Genomic DNA, 14,041 nt, shown 5'->3' with positions numbered 1-14,041 from the left:
AATGAGTGCAATCAAGAAGGCCGTATTCCCGGTGGCCGGCCTCGGCAGCCGCTTCCTGCCCGCCACCAAGGCGCAGCCGAAGGAAATGCTGCCGATTGTCGACAAGCCGCTGATCCAGTACGCGGTCGAGGAGGCGGTCGCCGCCGGCGTCACCGAGCTGATCTTCATCACCGGCCGCAACAAGCGCGCCATCGAAGACCACTTCGACAAGGCCTACGAACTCGAGGCCGAGCTGGAGGCCCATGGCAAGGAAGAGCTGCTGAAGCTGGTGCGCGGCGTGATCCCGAAGAACGTCAACTGCATCTATATCCGCCAGTCCGAGCCGCTGGGTCTGGGCCACGCCGTGCTGTGCGCCCGGCCGGTGGTCGGCAACGAACCGTTCGCAGTGCTGCTGGCCGACGACTTCATGGACAGCGCGCCCGGCCACAAGCCGGTGCTGGCCCAGATGACCGACCTCTACGACTACGAGAAATGCAGCGTGCTGGCGGTGCAGGACGTCCCACGCGCGAACACCCGCCAGTACGGCATCGTCAGCGCCAGCGCCTACCGCCCGGACCTGGAGCTGGTGTCGGGCATCGTCGAGAAGCCGCAGCCGGACGAGGCGCCGTCGACCCTGGCGGTGGTCGGCCGCTACGTGCTGTCCGGCTCGATCTTCGGGCACCTCGCCAGGATCGGCGCCGGCGCCGGCGGCGAAATCCAGCTCACCGACGGTATCGCCTCGCTGATGGCCGACGAGCGCGTGCTGGCCTACCGCTATGCCGGACAGCGCTATGATTGCGGTTCCAAGCTCGGTTACCTGAAGGCGACCGCGGCGATGGGCCTGAAGCATCCGGAAACGGCGGCCGGCTTCGCCGAGTTCCTGAAGGAGCTGAAATGATCCACGAGATTCTGAAGATGGGCGATCCGCGCCTGCTGCGTGTGGCCGAACCGGTGAAGGAATTCGACACGCCCGGGCTGCACGCGCTGGTTGCCGACATGTTCGAGACCATGCACGCGGTCGACGGCGCCGGCCTGGCCGCGCCGCAGATCGGCGTCAACCTGCAGCTGGTGATCTTCGGCTTTGGCCAGAACCAGCGCTATCCGGACGCCCCCGCGGTGCCGGAGACGGTGCTGATCAATCCGGTCCTGACCCCGTTATCAAGCGAGATGGAAGAGGGCTTCGAAGGCTGCCTGTCGGTGCCGGGCCTGCGCGGCAGCGTGCCCCGTCATACGCGTTTGCATTACGAAGGCTTCGATCAATATGGAAAACATATCAGTCGTGAGGTCGACGGTTTCCATGCGCGCGTAGTGCAGCACGAGGTCGACCACCTGCTGGGCATCCTCTACCCGATGCGCATCAAGGACTTTTCCCGCTTCGGCTTCACCGAAGTGATGTTTCCCCATCTCGATCCGAAAGCAGACGATTGAACACGTTTTTCCCTAAGACCGCGGCAGCCTGCCTGGCGCTGGCTGCGCTGGCTGCGCTGGCTGCGCTGGCTGCGCTGGCACCGGCCGCCCATGCCGACGAGCTGTTCACGAAGATCGACGCCGCGCCGAAGAGCGAGCTCTGGATCGACAGCGGCTTCGCCACCTGGCACTTCAATCGCGACAAGGACCTGAACGGCGCCAACTGGGGCCTCGGCGGCGAGTACCGCTTCTCGGGCACGATGGCGGCCACCGTCGGACGCTTCTACAACAGCGACCGCGAATACTCGAACTATGCCGGCRTGATCTGGCAGCCCTATGCGATCGGCCCGGTGCGCCTGGGTGCGGCGATCGCCGCCTTCAACGGCTATCCGCACATGCGCGACGGCGGCTGGTTCCCGGCCGTGGTGCCGACCCTGACCTACGAATACCGGCGGGTGGGCGTCAATGTCGGCATCATCCCGAGCTACAAGGATCGCTTGTACGGCGGGATTTCGGTGCAGCTGAAACTGAAGCTGTTCGAATAAGCCACCCCTGAACCGGAGCCGCCATGCGCCTCGACTGGACCCAGCCTCTCCCGCGCGAGCAGATCCGTCCTTTCCTGGCGAAGTCCGACCTGGCGAGCTGGCGCATGCTGGCCTTCAACTGGGGCCTGATCGCGGCCTGCTTCGGGCTCGTCATGTGGCGCACCAATCCCTTGACCGTGGCGCTCGCGCTGATCGCGCTGATCGTGCTGGGCGGCCGCCAGCTCGGTCTCGGCATCCTGATGCACGAGACCGCGCACCGTTCGCTGTTCAGGACCGCCGCGCTGAACGAATGGGTCGGCCAGTGGCTGTGCGCGGCGCCGATGTTCGTCGAACTCGGCATCTACCGCCGCTACCACTTCACCCATCACCAGCAGGCGGGCACCGATGGCGATCCCGACCTGCCGAATTACGAAAACTACCCGGTCAGCCCCGCCTCGCTGCGCCGCAAGCTGTTGCGCGATCTGAGCGGACGCTCAGGCCTGCGCGCCTTCGCCGCCCTGATGCTGCTGTATGCGAGCGCCGACCAGCGCAGCGGCTACAGCTACCGCGCCCGCGCCGGGGAGAAGCGCGTGCTGAGCGCGCGTACGCTGCTGCGCAACAGCTGGCGTTGCGCGCTGGCGAATGCGCTCATGCTCGCCGCCTGCGCCGCCGCCGGGCAGGCCTGGACCTATCTGTTGTGGCCAGTCGCCTGGCTGACCACCTATATGCTGTACAGCCGCATCCGCAACGCCGCCGAGCATGGCGCGCTGCCGGGCACCCGCGAGCCCGACATCTGGCGCAATACGCGCACCGTGCTGGCTTCGTGGTGGGAGCGGCTGACGGTGGCGCCGAACTATGTCAACTACCACTTCGAACACCATCTGGTGCCGGCGGTGCCGGCCTGGCAGCTGCCGCGCTTCCATCGCTGGCTGCGCGAGCATGGGGCCTATGAGGCCGGCGCGCCGCTCGAACGCGGCTACGTGCAGGTGCTCAGGCGCATGACAGGTCGAGGAGGGTTCAGTCCTTGCGCGGATACGGCGACTTCCCGCCCTCCGCAATGAAGGTATCGATGCGCGCTTCCAGCACCGGCAGCGGCACGGACCCGAGCTGCAGCACGGTGTCGTGGAAGGCGCGGATGTCGAATTTCGGCCCGAGCGCCGCCTCGGCCTTCTTGCGCGCATTCATGATCGCCATCTCGCCCAGGTAGTAGGACAGGGCCTGGCCCGGCCAGGAGATGTAGCGGTCGACTTCGGTCTCGATCTCGTGATCGGACAGTGCCGTGTTGTCGTGCATATAGGCCTGCGCCTGCTCGCGGGTCCAGCCCTGGGCGTGGATGCCGGTGTCGACCACCAGGCGCGCCGCGCGCCAGGCCTGGTAGCTCAGCATGCCGAACATTTCATAGGGCGTCTCGTAGATGCCCATCTCGGTGCCGAGGCGTTCGGAATACAGGGCCCAGCCCTCGCCATAGGCCGAGATATACGCCCTGCGGAAGGGCGGCACGCCTTGCTGTTCCATTGCCACCGGCATCTGGAAGGCGTGGCCGGGCGCCGATTCGTGCAGGGTCAGGGCCGGCAGGCTGTAGAGGGCGCGGGCCGGCAGGTTATAGGTGTTCACCAGGTAGACGCCGGGACCGCCGCGCGCCGAGGTGTAGTAGGGCGCCTGGTCGGGCGGCACCGGATTGATGCCGAAGCGGCGGCGCGGCAGGTAGCCGAAGTACTGCTCGGCCTTGCCGTCGAACTTCTTGGCGATCCAGGCGGCTCGCATCAGCAGTTCTTCGGGTGTCTTCGCATAGAACTGCGGATCGCTGCGCAGGAAGGCCAGGAAGGCCGGCAGGTCACCCTTGAAGCCGGCCTGGTTCATGGTCTCCTGCATCTCGGCGCGGATCTTCGCCATCTCGGCCAGGCCGATCCGGTGGATCTCGTCGGCGCTCAGCGAGGTGGTGGTGTACTCGACGATCTTCGATTGATAGTAGGCGCGGCCGTCCGGCAGGCTGCCCGCGGCCAGGGCGACGCGCGATTTCGGGAAGTACTCGCTGCGTACAAAGGCCAGCACTTCGGCATGGGCCGGCTGCACGGCGTCGCGAATCGCGGCCGCGCCTTCCGCGCGCAGGCGCTCCTGTTCGGCCGCCGGGATCGCCGAAGGCATGTTGCGGAAAGGCGTGTAGAAGATCGTGTCCTGCGGTGTCTTCGCTTCCGCCACCGAGGCCAGCGGCGCATCGCGTCCGGCCAGGGTCACGCGCGGCGGCGTGAAGCCGCGCGCCAGGCCGGCGCGCATGTTCGCCAGCTGCTCGCGGAAGTAGCGCGGCATGTCGCGCAGCTGGGCGATGTAGTCGCGGTACTCCTGCGCCGACTTGAACGGACGCCGTGCGGCATAGGTGATGTCGGTCCAGAAGGAGCTGTCGGCGTTGACCGGCTGCTCGTATTCGCGGAAGCGCTGGGCTTCGTACAGTGCCTGGATCTGGGCGCGGTAGACGGCGTAGTTGATGCGCTCGGGTTTGGACAGCGTGCCGGGATCGATGCCGTCGAGGCGCTTCAGCACGCCTTCCCAGTAGCGGCGCCGTTCTTCCTGGGTGGCGGCATCGACGTGGGGCAGTTCCGGGCGCCTGCCCTGGGGCAGGTCCTCGTTGTCGGCCAGGTGCTGGGCGATGCGCCATTGCCATTCCTGCTCATGGATCGACTGGAAGCGTTTGTCGGCAGTGGTGGCGGCGGATGATGCGTTGGCGCTGGCACACAGCGACAGCGCCAGGAAAAGGGCGGCGCCCGGTTTTCTTGTCATGTTCTTCCCGGAGTGGACGGCGGATCGGATGAGCCTGGGCTCACGGCGCAGAATAAACGAAAACAGCCCCACGCGGGGCCGTCGGCAAGCGATCAGGCAGGACTCAGCCCGTCCGTTTCTCGCGCAGCGCCTCCGCCGGAACGCCCGCCAGCAGCACGATCGCCCCCAGCACCATCAGCCCCGTCACGAAGTACAGGCCGTAGTTGACGCTGCCGGTGACGGTTTTCATCCAGCCGATCACGAAGGGGCTGACGAAGCCGCCGATAAGGCCGATCGAATTGATCAGCGCAATCCCGCCCGCCGCGGCCGGGCCGGACAGATAGGCTGTCGGCATCGCCCAGAACAGCGGCATGGTGGCGAAGATGCCGATGGTAGCGAAGGATAAGGCGACCAGGGCCAGCGGCAGGTTGCCGGTCAGGAGGCTTGCCGCCACCAGGCCGGCGCCGCCGAGGAAGGCCGCGCACGCGGAGTGCCAGCGGCGTTCGCGGGTGCGGTCCGAATGCTTGCCGAGTGCGATCATGCCGATCGCGCCGATCACGTAGGGAATCGCGGTGAGGAGGCCGATCCGCAGCGGATCGGCGAGGCCGAAACCCTTGATGATGGTCGGCAGCCAGAAGGTGATCACATAGGTGCCGGCGATAAAGGCGAAGTAGGCGAACGCCAGGATGTAGATCTTTGGATCGCGCAGCGCGCCTTTGAGGGAGCCGTGGCGCGACGGTCCCAGGGCCTGGCGGTCCCGCTGCAGGGTACGCTCGACCACGTCCTTCTCCTGCGCCGACAGCCATTTCGCTTCTGCAGGGCGGTCGCACAGCAGGAACCACACCAGCAGCCCGAGCGCCACCGCCGGCATGCCTTCGAGCAGGAACATCCACTGCCAGCCCGCCCAGCCGTTCACGCCAGCCAGGTCCTTCATGATCCAGCCCGACAGCGGGCCGCCGATGATGCCCGCCACCGCCATTCCCGACATGAACAGGGCGATGATTCTTGCCCGCATGTGCGAGGGATACCAGTAGGTGAAGTAGAGGATGATGCCGGGGAAGAAGCCGGCTTCGAACAGGCCGAGCAGGAAGCGGGCGGCGTACAGCTGCGTTGGGGTCGTCACGAACATCATGCCGGCCGAGGTCAGGCCCCACAGCAGCATGATGCGCAGCAGGGTCTTGCGCGCACCGAACTTTTCGAGTAACAGGTTGCTCGGCACCTCGAACAGCGCGTAGCCGAAGAAGAAAATTCCTGCGCCCAGGCCGTAGACGGCGTCGGAAAAGCCCAGGTCCTGCTTCATCTGCAGCTGGGCGAAGCCGATGTTGATGCGGTCCAGGTAGGACGCGACGTAGCAGATGAAAAGGAAGGGAACCAGGCGCAGGGTGATCTTGCGGTAGACGCGCGCGGTCTCGTCGGCCGCTCCTTCCTGAGGGAGCGGCACGGCTAAACGGGTGGTATCGGTATTCATGTCTTGTCTCCTCCAGGGCGGCACGCCGCCCGGCACTGCGTTCAGCGAATGAACTTCTTCACGTAGTCCGTACCCAGGCCCACGGCTTCGTAGTGCTTTATGGCCGCCTCCAGCTTGGTGAACACGTCTTCGTAGCCGACCGGGCGGCCTTCCTCGTCGAGGTAGGTGTAGGCGCCGGTGACGTGGAACAGGGTGCGCATTTCGGTGACGTCTTCCGGCACGTACAGCGTGTGGATCTCGCCGGGGATCTCGTGGGCGTAGGAGCCTTCGATCGCGGTCCAGTCGTGTTCCAGGTAGTACCAGCGGCCCTTCAGCACGACGGCGTGAACCGGGCCGTCATGGCGATGGCGCGACAGCACGCCGCTCTTGCGCACCCGCAGCACGTTGACGAAGTAGCCCTGGGTGACATTCAGGATCAGTGGGCGGAACCAGACGTTCGGGGCCTGCGGCACCCATTCGCGCTCGTCTTCCGGAATGGCGTCGGGTACGACCAGGTCCTGGATCGCAAAACGGGGAATTGGCTGGGCAAAGCCGACCAGGCTGCTGGGATGGGTGCGCTCTAGGGATTTGGACACGTGATACCTCTTATCGATACGATGAATGAGGGTTGCATCTTGCGCTGCGCACGGGCCGTGGTAAATGCGATAATCGTCAATGGGCTTTGACAAAATTTCACAGATGGAGCAGCAGTGCCGATTCCCCTGGGTGAGCTGGAAGTGTTTTTTGCTGCCGTCGACAGCGGCAGTTTTTCCGCGGCTGCGCGCCGGCTGGACCTGACCCCGTCCGCGGTAAGCAAGCTGGTGTCGCGCCTCGAGGCCCGGCTCGATGCACGCCTGCTGCAGCGCAGTTCGCGCGCACTCAGCCTGACCGAGGCCGGGCGAGCGTTGTACGAGGAAGGGCAGGGCGTGTTCGCGGCCCTCGCAAGCGCGGAGAACGCGGTGAAGGCCTGCTCCGACGAGGTCAGCGGCACCCTGCGCATCCACTCGATGGTGACCTTCGCCAAGTATCAGTTGGCGCCGGCGATCGGCGACTTCCTCGCGCGCCACCCCAGGCTGCGGGTCGAATTCGTGCTGTCAAACGAGGCAGTCGATTTCATCGAGCACCGGATCGACGTCTCGATCCAGGGCGGACCGCTGCCCGATTCGTCGCTGGTGGCGCGGCGCTTGCTGCACAGCCCCTGGATCATCTGCGCGGCGCCGGGCTACCTCGCGCGTTACGGCACGCCGGCGGTACCAGGCGACCTCGCGCATCACAACTGCCTGAACTTTACCCAGCGCACGGACTGGAACGCCTGGCCGCTGGTCGAGAACGGCGTGGAAAAGGCGGTGCCGGCGCAGGGCAACGTGGGAGCGAACCTCGGCGACATGCTGCTCGAGCTGGCGAGAAGCGGCCTGGGCCTGGTGCGTCTGGCCGAGTTCCACATCCGCGACGACCTGAGGAGCGGCCGGCTGGTGCCGGTGCTGGAAGCCTTTCGCGCGCCGGCCCAGGAGCCGCTCTACGTGGTCTACCAGGGCCGCAAGCACCTGAGCCCGCGCGTGCGGGCCTTCCTCGGCTTCATGGAAGAGTGCTTCGGCGACTGAGATTCAGCGCTTCACCCTGCCCCAGGCCTCGCCCGCGCGCCACACCGGCATCGCCGGCGCATTCGCCACCGCATACCCCAGGTTCAGGGTGAACTGGGCCTGCTGCACCATGCCCGACAGGTCCCAGCCCGGGTCGTACTGGTCGCTGACCTGGTGGTAGTCCTTGGTGAAGGCGCGCATGCGGCTGCCGGAGGCCGCCGGATCGTGGACGAAGGCGAAGCTGCCGTCGCCGGAGAACACGGCCGAGCCGACGTTGAAGGCGGGGACGCCGGCCCTGGCGAACATGAAGTGGTCGGCGCGGTAGTAGGCGCCGCCCAGGTCCGGCACGCTGGGCGCCAGGCTCAGGCCCATGGCCTTCGCCACCTGGCGCGAGGTCTCGAGCAGGGAGCTGCGCTCGGCGCCGGGTACGCCCATGTCGCGGGTCGGGCCGACGAAGTTCATGCTGTCGAGGTTGAGGTCGGCGGCGGTCCTGGCCAGCGGCCACAGCGGCGCGCGGGTATAGGCCAGGCTGCCCAGCAGCCCCTGCTCCTCGGCGCAGGGCCACAGGAAGATCTGGGTCCGGCGCGCCGGATGGGCCACCGCCGCCTGGGCCATAGCCAGCAGGGCCGCGGTGCCGGAGCCGTTGTCGATGGCGCCGTTCCAGATGTGGTCCGGCTGGCCGTTCTGTTCGTCGATGCCGAGGTGGTCCCAGTGGGCCGAATAGATGACCGCTTCCTCGCGCAGCTTGGGATCGGTGCCGGGCACGATGCCCGCCACGTTGTACTCGGCCACCTGGCGTACCGCGCTCTTCACCTCGGCGTGGGCGCTGGCTTTCAGCTCGACCGGGCGGAAGCCCTTCACCTCGGCGCGGGCGCGCAGCTGGTCGAGGTCCTGGCCGGCGGCCGCGAACAGGCGGCGCGCCATGTCTTCGCTGATCCAGCCCTGCAGCGCGTTGCCGGGGCCGGCCAAGTGGAACTGCTCGTGCGAGAAGCTGTTGGCCGGCACGCTCCACGGATAGGACGCGGACGCCGTCGTATGGATCAGCAGGATCCCGGCCGCGCCCTGGCGCAGCGCCTCGTCGAATTTATAGGTCCAGCGGCCGTACCAGGTCAGCGATTTGCCGGCGAAGCGCTGCGGCTCGGTGGCGGTCGGCTGCGGGTCGTTCACCATCGCCACCAGCAGCTTGCCCTTCACGTCGGCGCCCTCGAAATCGTTCCAGTGTTCCTCGGGCGCGTCGATGCCGTAGCCGACGAAGACCAGGGGCGCGTCCAGCCGGGTCTCGGCCTGGCCGCTCGCATTGGCGTACACGGCGTCCTGGCCGAAGGCCGCCTCGATGGTCTTGCCGCCGGCTTCGAAGCGCAGGCTGCTGCCGGGCCGGGTCTTCTGGCCGACCAGCTCGACCTTCTGGCGATAGCCCTTGCCGGCGGCCGGTTTCAGGCCGATCGCGGCGGCCTGGGTTTCCAGGTAGCGCACCGTGAGTTCGCCGCCGCGCTGGCCGGTGCCGCGGCCTTCGAGCAGGTCGTCGGCAAGGAAGGACAGGTGGGCGCGCAGCGGGGCTTCCAGCACGGCGGGTGCGGCGGCGGGAGCGGCGGCGTGGATGGCGGGCAAGGCGGCAATCAGGGTGGCGCCCAGCAGGGCGGCGCGGAATCGGCGGTCTGGCATGGATACGTCTTGTTGTCGTGTTTGTCTGAAGCAAGGATCTTAGCAGTCCCTGGCGCGTGGCGGCGACTAAATCGGCCAGGAAAATATTGTCACGATTTTACAATTCTCCGTCCGGCGATCCCGTTAYAATATGGACCACATGCCTTGGCCGCCTCGGCGGTGCCGCACCAAGATAAATCCAGTTGACCTGCATGGAAAGAGACGACAACAAGCGGCGACAATCCAGCGATGACGGGACGGCGCAGCCACAGGCGAGCGCTGCCGTGTACAGGCTGCGCCCGTGGCGCCGCATCAGTGGCCAGTTGGTCACGCTGATCGGCGAGAGCGGTTTTTGCGCATTGTTCGGCCGCGCCCTCCGCACGATGGCGGTCCGTTACGAGTGGTTGAGCGTGGATACTTCGCGCAAGACCATCGACGGACTGCTCGTTGCGTTGGAGCGCGACCTGGCAGGCGTCGAGCGCGCCGTGGCCGACATCGCGAACGCGGAGTTGCTGAACACATTCACCAGACAGCTGTCGTCGCTGATCGGCGAAGCGCTCACGGCCCGGCTCCTCGAGCAGGCCAGGGCTTCGGAGCAGGACGGACCGGAAGATGTACAGGAGCACAAGTAAATGACCGACAAAGTACGCCTGGGATTGCTGGCAACCGGGGTTCCGGGCCTCGATGTCCTCCTCGGCGGCGGCCTGACCGAATATTCCTTCACCCTGATCGCCGGCGCCCCCGGCAGCGGCAAGACCACGCTTGCGCACCAGATCATGTTCGCGCAGGCCGGTCCCGAACGGCGCGCCCTGTTCTTTACCGTGCTGGGCGAGCCGCCGCTGAAGATGCTGCGCTACCAGCAGCAGTTCGCCTTCTTCGACATGGCCAAGGTCGGGCCCGACATCCGCTACGTGAACCTGGCCGATGATTTACGAGCAGGCCATTTCCATGGAGTACTGGAACGCATCATGCGCGAGGTCGAGGATTTCGGTCCCGGCCTTGTCTTCGTCGATTCCTTCCGCTCGGTCATGCAATCTGCGCGCAGTGGCAACGAGGGGCTGTCGGACCTGCAGCAATTCATTCAGGAACTCGGTTCGCGGATGGCGACCTGGCAGGCCACCACTTTCCTGATCGGCGAATATTCCCAGGCCGACGTCGAAGCCAATCCGATCATCACCGTGGCCGACGGCATGATCACGCTGATCCAGGCAAACGAGGACAACTCGATGCTGCGCAAGATCCGCATCAACAAGATGCGCGGCCAGGCCCACATGACGGGCTCGCACACCATGCGCATCACCGACGACGGCATCCGCGTCTATCCGCGCGTGCTGCCGCCGCTGGCCGACGACCGCCTGCCGGGCAGCCCGGTTGACCGCAGTCCGCGCCGCATCCCGACCGGCACCGCCGGACTGGACGAGCTGCTGCGCGGCGGTCTGCCGCAAGGCCACACGATGCTGGTGTCCGGACCGACCGGCATCGGCAAGACCATCCTCGGCACCCGCTTCCTGCAGGCCGGCGCCGACCTGGGCGAGAAGGGCGTCGCCCTGTATTTCGAAAAGGGCACGGCGCGCCTGCGCAACGCCGAACTGGCCGCGCTGTCGCAGTCCGGCCAGGTCGAGGTGGTCGAGAGCCGTTCGCTTTCGCTCAGCGTCGAGGAATTGCTGGACGCGCTGATGTGCGCGATCGAGCGCACCGGCGCCACCCGGGTGGTCATCGATTCGCTGTCCGAGATCGAGCTCTACCTGGCGCCGGAAGTGCGCGCAGACCTGCGCCTGGCGGTATTCCGCACCCTGACCGCCCTGGCCAAGCGCGGTGTGACCGCGCTGGTGACGGTCGGCATGGAAGACGATTACATGGGCCTGCGCTTCAGCCCGAGCGCTTTGTCCTTCCTGACGGATGCCGTGGTGTCCCTGCGCTTTGCCGAGATCGAAGGCGAACTGCGCAAGATCATGATGGTCGTGAAGGTGCGCGGCTGCGATCACAGTTCGGAATTACGGGAATACAGGATCACGGACGCTGGCATCGAGGTCGATGGCAAGCCGAGCGAGTACGACGGACTGCTGACGGGACATCCGACGCCAAGGCGTTGACGGGAAAGGCATGGGCGAGGACGCAATGGAACCGCAAGACGACGACATCACGGCCTCGCAACAGCGCGCGAGCACGCACGAGGAGCCGCGCGTTGCCCTGCCGGAGGAATACCTGCTGCGCCGCATTCGCGTCCTCGAAGACGAAGTCGAGAGCCTGCGCGCCGCCGCCGCCGAACGGCGCCGCCTCGAATCCACTCTGGAGCAGCTGCGCGAAGCCAACGAGCACCTGGTGCTGGCGGCGGTGCAGGCCCAGCACCTCCAGGAAGACGCCGAAGCCGCCAACCGGCGCCAGAACGAGTTCCTCGCGATGCTGGCGCACGAGCTGCGCAACCCGCTGTCGCCGATCGGCATGGCGGCCTCGCTGCTGGAACGCGCCCCGGACGCCTCGCCCCAGATGCACAAGCTGTCGCGCGTGATCGCACGCCAGGTCGACCACATGGCCAAGCTGCTCGACGACCTGCTCGACGCCGCCCGCATCAGCAGCGGCAAGATCACCCTGTCGACCCAGCCGCTGGTGCTGGCCGACGTGCTGCAGCAGGCGGTCGAGACCATGCAGCCCTGTATCCAGGAACGCCGCCAGAGCCTGCAGCTTGAACTGCCGCCGGAAAACGTGTTGGTCGAGGGCGACCAGGTGCGCCTGACCCAGGTGTTCACCAACCTGCTGGCGAATGCCTCCAAGTACACCGGCGACGGCGGCAGGCTGCACTTGCGGGCTGCTGCCTACGCCGACGAGGTATCGGTGGCGATCGACGACGACGGCAACGGCATCGCGCCCGAAATCATCCCCTATATCTTCGACCTGTTCACCCAGGGGCCGCGCTCGCTGGCGCGCTCCGAGGGCGGCCTCGGTGTCGGCCTGAACGTGGTGCGCAACCTGGTGTCCATGCACGCCGGCACGGTGACGGCGGAGAGCCAAGGYCCTGGCCAGGGCAGCTGCTTCACGGTGCGCCTGCCGCGCTCCGGCAGCCACAGCATCGGCCGCGGCCCGGCCCAGGTGGCCGTTACCGGCGGACGCAAGCGGGTGCTGGTGGTGGAAGACAATCCGGACACCTGCGCCACCCTGGCGGCCTGCCTGCGCGAAGAGGGACACGAGGTGGTGACCGCGCTCGACGGGCGCAGCGGCCTGGCGGCGGCGCTCGAGCGGCCTTACGACGTGATCGTGTGCGACGTCGGCCTGCCTGGCCTGGATGGATTTGGCCTGATCCGCGCGGTGCGCGCGACGATGGGAAAGGGAGAGCAGAGCACGCGGCCCCTGGCGATCGCCCTGACCGGCTACGGCCAGCCCGAGGACGAAGCGCGAGGCCGCGAGGCCGGCTTCGACCACTACCTGGTCAAGCCGGTCGGGCTGGATGCGCTGCTACCGCTGATCGACGCCTCGCAGCCGCATTTCTGATTCCTTATTTGCGCAGGAAGCCACCGAGGCGCTGCACCGCCTCTTCGATCCGCTCGTACCTGGTCGCATACGAAAAGCGCACGTGGCGGCTCGGCGCGGCGAAGCCGAAGTCGTCGCCCGGCACGATCGCCACATGGGCGTCTTCCAGCACCGCCTTGCCGAAAGCGGTGCTGTCGCCGGCGAGGCGGTGCGGCAGGTGCGAGATATCCGCGTACACGTAGAATGCGCCGTCCGGCATCACCGGCACGGAAAAGCCCAGTTCGCGCAGGGCCGGCACCAGGAAATCGCGGCGGCGCTGGAATTCCAGGCGACGCGCTTCGAAGATCTCCAGCGCGTCGTCGCGGAAGCAGGCCAGGGCGGCATGCTGGGCGATGGTGGGCGCGCAGATGAACAGGTTCTGGGCCAGTTTCTCGATCGCCGGCACCAGGGTTTCCGGCACCACCAGCCAGCCCAGGCGCCAGCCGGTCATGCTGAAATACTTCGAGAAGCTGTTCACGGTGATGACATTGTCGTCGAGCGCGAGGGCGCTGACCGGCTTGCCGTCGTAGGACAGGCCCTGGTAGATCTCGTCGACGATGGCGAAGCCGCCACGCTGCCTGACGGCGGCCAGCAGCTCGCGCGCCTGCGGCACGGTCATCGAGGTACCGGTCGGGTTCGAGGGCGAGGCCACCAGCACGCCGCGGGTGCGGTCGTGCCAATGCTCGGCCACGTGGGCCGCCGTGAGCTGGTAGCGTTCCGCGGCGCTCGCATACAGGAGGGTCGGCTTGCCGCCGAAGGCGCTCACGAAGTGGCGGTTGCAGGGATAGCAGGGGTCCGGCATCAGGACTTCGTCGCCCTCGGCCACCAGGGCGGCGCAGGCCAGCAGCAGGCCGGCCGAGGCGCCGGCGGTGACCACGATGCGGCGCGGATCGATGTCCAGGCCGTAGAAGCGGGCATAGTGGCCGGAAATCGCCTCGCGCAGCGCCGGCAGGCCCAGCGATTCGGTGTATTGGGTGGCGCCGCCGCGGATCGCTTCCATGGCGGCCTGCGCCACCATGTCCGGTGCGGTGAAGTCGGGTTCGCCGACGCTCATGCTGACGACGTCGATGCCGGCGCGGCTCATGGCGGCAGCCTGCTTGACCATTTCCATGACGCGGAAGGGTTCGATGGCGTCGACGCGGGATGCGACCTGGAGAGCGCGGGTCGCGAGCGCGCTGGTATTCTGTGTATCTGGCATCCGCTTA

The 14,041-nt window shown here is 66.9% G+C and carries 13 protein-coding genes; 8 read left to right on the top strand and 5 right to left on the bottom strand.

From position 1 onward, the window contains the following. Nucleotide 1: 1 nt before the first annotated feature. The 4 genes from galU to AC1DIX_RS09010 are packed head-to-tail and all read left to right on the top strand — an operon-like array spanning nucleotide 2 to nucleotide 2,971. Complete coding sequence (galU, locus tag AC1DIX_RS09025; protein WP_441934338.1) at nucleotides 2-877, top strand: UTP--glucose-1-phosphate uridylyltransferase GalU; 876 nt, start codon at nucleotides 2-4, stop codon at nucleotides 875-877. Continuing rightward, nucleotides 874-1,407 carry a peptide deformylase gene (gene def / locus AC1DIX_RS09020; RefSeq protein ID WP_477323683.1) on the top strand — a complete coding sequence of 178 codons (534 nt, stop codon included), beginning with the start codon at nucleotides 874-876 and terminating at the stop codon, nucleotides 1,405-1,407. Before galU ends, def begins: the two co-directional genes overlap by 4 nt. Continuing rightward, on the top strand, nucleotides 1,404-1,931 hold the full coding sequence (locus tag AC1DIX_RS09015; RefSeq protein WP_477323681.1) for a hypothetical protein: 528 nt from the start codon (nucleotides 1,404-1,406) through the stop codon (nucleotides 1,929-1,931). Before def ends, AC1DIX_RS09015 begins: the two co-directional genes overlap by 4 nt. Nucleotides 1,932-1,954: 23 nt before the next feature. Continuing rightward, nucleotides 1,955-2,971 (top strand): fatty acid desaturase family protein, encoded by a 1,017-nt coding sequence (locus AC1DIX_RS09010; RefSeq protein ID WP_477323679.1) that lies wholly within the window; start codon nucleotides 1,955-1,957, stop codon nucleotides 2,969-2,971. Here AC1DIX_RS09010 and AC1DIX_RS09005 read toward each other — a convergent pair. The 3 genes from AC1DIX_RS09005 to AC1DIX_RS08995 all read right to left on the bottom strand — a co-directional run bounded on the left by AC1DIX_RS09005 (nucleotide 2,928) and on the right by AC1DIX_RS08995 (nucleotide 6,707). Next, nucleotides 2,928-4,685 (bottom strand): DUF885 domain-containing protein, encoded by a 1,758-nt coding sequence (locus AC1DIX_RS09005; RefSeq protein WP_477323677.1) that lies wholly within the window; start codon nucleotides 4,683-4,685, stop codon nucleotides 2,928-2,930. The two genes, AC1DIX_RS09010 and AC1DIX_RS09005, sit on opposite strands and share 44 nt — an antisense overlap. Nucleotides 4,686-4,788: 103 nt before the next feature. Then, the gene (locus AC1DIX_RS09000) at nucleotides 4,789-6,132 is read right to left on the bottom strand and encodes an MFS transporter (RefSeq protein ID WP_441934347.1); all 1,344 of its coding nucleotides are present in this window, start codon (nucleotides 6,130-6,132) and stop codon (nucleotides 4,789-4,791) included. A gap of 41 nt (nucleotides 6,133-6,173) precedes the next feature. Continuing rightward, nucleotides 6,174-6,707, bottom strand: coding sequence for a 2,4'-dihydroxyacetophenone dioxygenase family protein (locus AC1DIX_RS08995; RefSeq protein ID WP_441934349.1), 534 nt, complete (start codon nucleotides 6,705-6,707; stop codon nucleotides 6,174-6,176). 114 nt (nucleotides 6,708-6,821) lie between these two features. Between AC1DIX_RS08995 and AC1DIX_RS08990 the strand changes: the two genes are divergently transcribed. Beyond that, nucleotides 6,822-7,712, top strand: coding sequence for a LysR family transcriptional regulator (locus tag AC1DIX_RS08990; RefSeq protein ID WP_477323671.1), 891 nt, complete (start codon nucleotides 6,822-6,824; stop codon nucleotides 7,710-7,712). A 3-nt stretch (nucleotides 7,713-7,715) separates the two neighbouring features. On the opposite strand, the gene AC1DIX_RS08985 is transcribed toward AC1DIX_RS08990, so the two are convergent. Beyond that, nucleotides 7,716-9,353, bottom strand: a complete 1,638-nt coding sequence (locus tag AC1DIX_RS08985; RefSeq protein ID WP_477323667.1) for a M28 family peptidase — start codon at nucleotides 9,351-9,353, stop codon at nucleotides 7,716-7,718. Between the two features lie 191 nt (nucleotides 9,354-9,544). Here AC1DIX_RS08985 and AC1DIX_RS08980 point away from each other — a divergent pair, with 191 nt between their 5' ends. The 3 genes from AC1DIX_RS08980 to AC1DIX_RS08970 are packed head-to-tail and all read left to right on the top strand — an operon-like array spanning nucleotide 9,545 to nucleotide 12,818. Further along, complete coding sequence (locus AC1DIX_RS08980) at nucleotides 9,545-9,964, top strand: hypothetical protein (RefSeq protein ID WP_441934354.1); 420 nt, start codon at nucleotides 9,545-9,547, stop codon at nucleotides 9,962-9,964. After that, entirely contained in the window at nucleotides 9,965-11,425 is a 1,461-nt protein-coding gene (locus AC1DIX_RS08975) for an RAD55 family ATPase (protein ID WP_441934355.1), read from the top strand. Between the two features lie 25 nt (nucleotides 11,426-11,450). Further along, nucleotides 11,451-12,818, top strand: a complete 1,368-nt coding sequence (locus AC1DIX_RS08970) for a hybrid sensor histidine kinase/response regulator (RefSeq protein WP_477323665.1) — start codon at nucleotides 11,451-11,453, stop codon at nucleotides 12,816-12,818. 4 nt (nucleotides 12,819-12,822) lie between these two features. Here the strand turns inward: AC1DIX_RS08970 and AC1DIX_RS08965 are convergent, their stop codons facing one another. Continuing rightward, the gene (locus tag AC1DIX_RS08965; protein ID WP_477323663.1) at nucleotides 12,823-14,034 is read right to left on the bottom strand and encodes a pyridoxal phosphate-dependent aminotransferase; all 1,212 of its coding nucleotides are present in this window, start codon (nucleotides 14,032-14,034) and stop codon (nucleotides 12,823-12,825) included. Nucleotides 14,035-14,041 lie beyond the last annotated feature (7 nt).

The sequence above is a fragment of the Massilia sp. 05N420 genome (assembly GCF_056397205.1).
This window is presented reverse-complemented; position numbering and strand designations above follow the sequence as displayed.

Excerpts from the sequence above, each read along its gene's own strand:
- AC1DIX_RS08975 (WP_441934355.1), top strand. The coding sequence starts at position 9,965 with ATGACCGACAAAGTACGCCTGGGATTGCTGGCAACCGGGGTTCCGGGC.
- AC1DIX_RS09000 (WP_441934347.1), bottom strand. The coding sequence starts at position 6,132 with ATGAATACCGATACCACCCGTTTAGCCGTGCCGCTCCCTCAGGAAGGA.
- AC1DIX_RS09010 (WP_477323679.1), top strand. The coding sequence starts at position 1,955 with ATGCGCCTCGACTGGACCCAGCCTCTCCCGCGCGAGCAGATCCGTCCT.
- AC1DIX_RS08965 (WP_477323663.1), bottom strand. The coding sequence starts at position 14,034 with ATGCCAGATACACAGAATACCAGCGCGCTCGCGACCCGCGCTCTCCAG.
- def (WP_477323683.1), top strand. The coding sequence starts at position 874 with ATGATCCACGAGATTCTGAAGATGGGCGATCCGCGCCTGCTGCGTGTG.
- AC1DIX_RS08980 (WP_441934354.1), top strand. The coding sequence starts at position 9,545 with ATGGAAAGAGACGACAACAAGCGGCGACAATCCAGCGATGACGGGACG.
- galU (WP_441934338.1), top strand. The coding sequence starts at position 2 with ATGAGTGCAATCAAGAAGGCCGTATTCCCGGTGGCCGGCCTCGGCAGC.
- AC1DIX_RS08985 (WP_477323667.1), bottom strand. The coding sequence starts at position 9,353 with ATGCCAGACCGCCGATTCCGCGCCGCCCTGCTGGGCGCCACCCTGATT.
- AC1DIX_RS09005 (WP_477323677.1), bottom strand. The coding sequence starts at position 4,685 with ATGACAAGAAAACCGGGCGCCGCCCTTTTCCTGGCGCTGTCGCTGTGT.